This window comes from Stenotrophomonas capsici (assembly GCF_034961085.1).
Classification (GTDB): domain Bacteria; phylum Pseudomonadota; class Gammaproteobacteria; order Xanthomonadales; family Xanthomonadaceae; genus Stenotrophomonas; species Stenotrophomonas capsici.
In genome coordinates this window covers 1-5250 of sequence record NZ_JAYFUH010000095.1, presented here as the reverse complement: position 1 = coordinate 5250, position 5250 = coordinate 1, and the positions used below count along the sequence as shown (strand labels likewise).

The window sequence follows — 5250 nt, the reverse complement described above, 5'->3', positions numbered from 1 at the left end:
TCCAGCGTCATCACCGACTTCAGCGGGGTGGCCACCACCATCTGGAAGCCGAAGTTCTCGAAGATGTTCATCGCCAGCGCGGTGAACTCGTTGTCGGCCTTGTCGAAGGCTTCGTCGAGCACCACGGCCGCGTAGCGCGGCAGTTCGCCGTCTTCGCCACCGAGCTGATAACGCAGCGCCGCGGCCAGGCAGGTGGTGGCCAGCTTCTGGCGCTGGCCACCGGACTTGCCGGCGCCGCTGCGGTAGATCTCGACCTGCTCGCGGGTTTCGCCGTCGAGCTCGACGCCGTAGAACTCCACGTGCTGGCGCACGTCCAGCACCTGCTCGCGCCAGCGGCGCAGCTCCGGTTCCTGTGCACCGAGGCGGCGCACCAGGTCACGCAGCACGTTGAACTGGGTTTCGGCCAGCGAACGGTCTTCGGTCTGCTGGTGGGTCAGCACCGCGCGCAGCTGCAGCTGGAAGTCCTGCACTTCCGGCAGGCGCCGGTCGCTGACGTCGATGGCCAGCACGGTGCCGCGGTTGAACGGCACCTGCTCGAGCGAGGCGTTGACCTCGTCCATGCGCTGCTTGATCGCCTTGTGCGCCTCGGCGGTGTGGCGCTGCAGGGCGAGCAGGTTGTTCTTGCTCTGGGTCTGCAGCAGCTCGAAGAAGCGGCCTTCGTGGCGTGGCAGGCCGTCGCTCTCCAGGCGCTGCAGGCGTGCCAGGAAGTCATCGGCGCTGCTCAGCGACACCGTGAAGTCACCGGAGTCCTCCGGCCACTGCTGGCAGTACTTGCGGAAGCAGTCGAGCAGGTGCTGGGTGAGCTTGGCGTCGCGGCTCTGGCTCTGCCCCAGCTCCTCGGCCAGGCCACGCTCGATCACGCGGAAGTGGCTTTCCAGCGTGTCCAGGTTGAAGCCCGGCAGCGCCTCCAGGCGCTCGCCCAGGCCGTCGCGCTGGGCATCGGTCAGCGGCGCACCGGCGACGCGGGCGGCGCCATTGTCACGCTGCTGTTCCAGCCGCACGCGCTCACGCGAAAGCTGCGCGCGTTCCAGCCGCACGTCCTCGTAGGTGCGCTTGGCCTGGTCGCGCAGGCCGCGGGTCAGCTCGATCTGCTGGCCGACGCGCGCCAATGCGTTGTCGCCCTCGCGCAGGTCCACCAGCTGCTCGTCGATGTCGGCCAGGCGCTGCAGGCGCGGGCCGACGTCGATCTCGTCCCAGTCGCGCTCGACCAGCACGCGCGCGGCCAGCTGCTTTTCCTGGCCGCTCTCGCGCTGCTTGCGCAGCATGGCCACGTCCGACTCGCTGCGCGCGATGCGTTGCGCCAGCTCCTGCGCCTCGCGTTCGTAGACGCGGCGCTTGTCGCGGTTGTCGTGGCCCAGCATCCAGCGCTTGCGGTCGTTGACCGCGTGGCGGTCATCCTTCTCGTAGCGATCGCCCGGGTGCTTGATCTGGCCTTCGCGGGTCAGTGCGCGGTCTTCGTTGCGCAGCTGGCTGGCGTTCTCCACGCAGGTGTAATCGAAGCGGCGCAGCAGTTCGTTATGGACCCAGTCACCGAACACGTGGTCGCGCAGCTGCAGCTTGTGGATCAACGAACGCTTGTCCGGCTCGCGCGCATGCAGCGACTCGTTGTCGCGTACGCGGAAGTAGACCAGCTTGGTGCCCAGGTGGGTGCGGTTGGCCCACTCGGCCACCTGGCTGTGGTGCTTCTCATCGACCAGCAGCGACTGCGCGAAGCCGTGCAGCACGCGCTCGATCGCACCGCGCCAACCGATCTGGTCCTCGCGCACCTGGATCAGCTCGCCGACGAAGGGCAGCACCGATTCGGGCAGGCCGGTGTCGTCGCACAGGCGCGCACGCATCTGCTGCAGCGGGGCCGGGATCGAGCTGGGCGCGGACTTGAGCGATTCCAGCTCCACGCGCAGCGCATTGAAACGCTTCTCGTCATCGCGGCGTTCGGCCATGCGCTCGGCGATGGCATCGTCCACGGTGCCGGCACCGTCACGGCTGCCGTCGATCAGCGCACGCGCCTGCTCGACCTGCTCGGCGAACACCGAAGCGGTGTCGGCCAGCGACATGCCCAGCTGGCGGCACGCGGTTTCCAATTGCTTGCGGCGGCGCGCGCGTTCCTCGACCTCGCGCTCGACGCGGGTGCGTTCGCGCTCCAGCTCCTCGATGCGCTCGCCACCCTGTTCGCGCTGCTGGCGTTCCAGCTCGACCAGCTTCTGCTCGTGGTTGTCCAGCGCCTGGCGGCGCTGGCCTTCCTCGCCCATCAGGCCGCGGTCGGCGACCTCCACTTCCTTGAGGCGGTCGTTGACCAGCTCCAGGCGCTTTTCCTCGCGGAAGCCGTCGATGCCGATCTGCAGGTCGCGCAGGTTGGCCACGCCCTTGCGCAGCTCGGTCAGGTCCTGGTGGTAGTCGCGGGCCGGGGTCAGCGTCTCGACCTGGCGGCGTGCGGTCACCACCGCGTGGTGGGCGCCATCCAGCTCGGAGAAGTCCTCGACCAGGCGGTCGGCTGCTTCGAAGGTGCGCGGCTCTTCCAGCATGAAGCCGCGCAGGAAGGCGTTGAGGTCGCCCAGGTTCTTGGCCGACTGCGTCTTGTGCAGCAGGCGCAGCGCCATGTCGTTGCCGATGCCCAGCAGGTGGCGGAAGCGCTCGGCATAGCCGGCGAAGCTGTCGAAGTGGGCCACGTCCTCGCCCAGGCGCAGGCGCAGCTTGCGCAGGTCCAGGTCGAAGCCATCGAGTTCGGCCAGGTCGAAGCGGCGCGGCACCACCATGTAGTGCTTGCGCACATCGTTGGCGGAGGTGCCGGCGCCGTTGATCCAGAACATGCGGATGATCGACACCGCATCGCCGCGGCCGTTGTGGTATTCCAGCGCCAATGCGGTCCAGGTCGCGCCCTTGCGCAGGTACTGGGTGGCGATCTCGCCCGATGCACTGTCCTGCTGGTCGGCCCAGGCGCCACGCACGTAGGACACCAGCGAGCGGTCGCGGCCGGAACGCTCGGCTTCGCGCGCGGCGGCGTTGAAGTCGACGATGCTCGGCGGCGTCAGCAGCGCGCTCATGCCATCAAGCAGGGTCGACTTGCCCGAACCGGAACGGCCGACGAACAGGAAGCCGCGCTCGGCGATCGGTACTTCGGTCAGGCCCGAGAACGTACCCCAGTTGAGCACCTGCAGGCGGCGCATGCGGAACTGGTTCGCGCGGGCATCACTGGCCGGGTCGTTGAACAATGCGGCGGCGGGAAGCAGAGTGTGGGAAGCGGTGTCCATGCGGCTCATCCTTCAACCGCCGCGCCGGGCGCGACGGCGACAAACAAATGTGATTCGACGCGCATGCGCGTCATTCGTCGGCGCCTTCGCCGGCGGCTTCGGCCTCGGCCGGCGCCGGCTCGCCTTCGCGCAGCTGGCGGTAGGCCTCGCCCAGGGTCTGCACGTCCTCGGCCGAGAACAGCAGCTTCAAGGCCGGCGAGATCTCGTAGCGGTCCTCGCTGCCGCGCAGCTTGGACAGCAGCTGGTTCTCGCGCATCTTGGCGATCGCCGCGGCCACGCGCTTGCCGTAGCCGGCCTGGTCGGTGGAGACGTTCTTCTGGTAGATGCTCATCGCCTCGACCAGTTCCAGCTCCTCCACCACCGCGCGTTCGCCGCGGGTATCGGCCTCGGCCAACTGCTGGCGCAGGTGCAGCAACAGCACCGACTCGATGAAGGTCAGCGGCGCGCTGCGCAGTAGGGTCGGCGAATCCAGCTCGGCGGTATCGGCCTGGCGGGTGAAGGCGATGCCGCCGTCACGGTCCAGCACCAGTTCCAGGAACAGCTCGCACAGCAGGCTGCGCACCGCGTCCTCGTGGCGCAGCAACGCGGTCCACTGGGTCGGCTGGCGCTGCGCATCGACGCTGGGGCCGGCCAGCAGCTGGCACAGCGCGCGGCGCGCCTCGGCCGGCAGGCGGCCGGTGTCGCCCAGGAACAGCGCGCCGGTGTCCTTGTTGATGGCCGGCGCGGCGGGTGCCGGTGCGGCCTGACCTTCGCCTTCGTTCTCGATTTCGGTCTCAGACCAGTTCATCGCGTCTTTCCTTGAGGAACCACACCAGCGGCACGCGGGCACGCCGTGCCCTGCCGTCGCCGCCGGTCCATTCCACGGTTTCCAGTTGATCGCGCACCACCATGCCGTGGCGGGTGCCGATGGAGAGATAGCCGATCACGCTGCCCAGGCCCTGCCGCGCCGGCCGCTCGCGCAGCACCTGCGCGATGGACAGCTGCGGGCGGGTGCCAAGCAGCATGAACAGGTTGTCCTTGAGCGTGCGCACGTCGATCTCCGACTGCGCGACCAGGTCGCCGACGCTGTCCAGCGAGATCTCGGCCGCATCGGCCATGAAGATCGACGTCTCGACCTGGTGGCTGCGCGGGTCATGCAGGCGCCATTGGCCAATCGAACGCAGGCGCGCGGCCGACAGCGGCAGCACGAAGCCGGTGGCGGCGGTGGGGTGCATGTCCTCGCGCAGCTGCAGCGCCTGGCCCTGGGCCTGCTTGAGCAGCTGGTTGAGGCGGCGCTGTTCCAGGTAGCCACGGCTCTGCACGAAACCACGCAGGCTGCGCGCGAAGTGCTGCATCACCTCGTGCACCTGGCCGCCGCGCTCGAGCAGGGTGCTGGTGAAGTTGCGCAGGAAGTTGCGCTCGTTGCGGTCCAGCTTGCGGGTGAAGCCACGCTCGAGCACCGCGTCCAGCGCGGCGTCGAGCTCGGCGCTGCGGCGTGGGTCGTTGAGCAGGTCCCAGAACGCCTGGAAGCTGCGCCCTGCATCGGACTCGCCGATCACATCGACGCCGTTGAACAGGCGGTCGAGCACGTCGCCGCGCGCGCCTTCGTCGTCGATGATGCGCTCGCGGAAACGGCGGTTGAGCTGCTCGAAGTCATCGCGCACGCGGCGGAAGTCCTCGGCCAGGTCATCGGCCAGGCGGATCACGTCGCGGGTGCGTTCCAGCGCGCGCTTGCCGTCGAGGGTGGCGACCTTGCCGCTGGCGGCCTGGGCGATCTCCGCGTCGATGCGCTCACGCTCGGCGCGCAGCGCGGCCAGCCGTGCCTCGGGGTTGGTCTCGGTCTGCTGGGCCAGCTGCGAGAGCTGCTGCATGACCATCGACAGGCGGCTCTCGGTGGCCAGGCTGGCGTTGTGCTCGACCCCGGCGATGAAGCGGATGGCCTGCACCGCCTGGCGCGAGAGCTCGTACTCCTCCTCGCTCGCTCCTTCGGGCAGGCGCCGCTCCAGCCAGCCCTGCGACAGCC

The 5250-nt window shown here is 69.0% G+C and carries 3 protein-coding genes; all 3 read right to left on the bottom strand.

Annotation, left to right across the window (positions count from 1 at the left end; translation table 11 throughout):
* Nucleotides 1–3248 (bottom strand): ATP-binding protein (locus VA603_RS08710; protein WP_323438552.1); only part of this gene is annotated, 3248 nt, incomplete at its 3' end.
* A 70-nt stretch (nt 3249–3318) separates the two neighbouring features.
* The gene (locus VA603_RS08705; protein WP_323438551.1) at nt 3319–4035 is read right to left on the bottom strand and encodes a DUF4194 domain-containing protein; all 717 of its coding nucleotides are present in this window, start codon (nt 4033–4035) and stop codon (nt 3319–3321) included.
* The coding region (locus VA603_RS08700; RefSeq protein ID WP_323438550.1) for a DUF3375 domain-containing protein at nt 4022–5250 on the bottom strand (1229 nt) is incomplete at its 5' end. The genes VA603_RS08700 and VA603_RS08705, both read right to left, overlap by 14 nt.

Bases quoted from the DNA above. Each gene is read 5' to 3' on its own strand.
- VA603_RS08705 (WP_323438551.1), bottom strand. From the start codon at position 4,035: ATGAACTGGTCTGAGACCGAAATCGAGAACGAAGGCGAAGGTCAGGCC.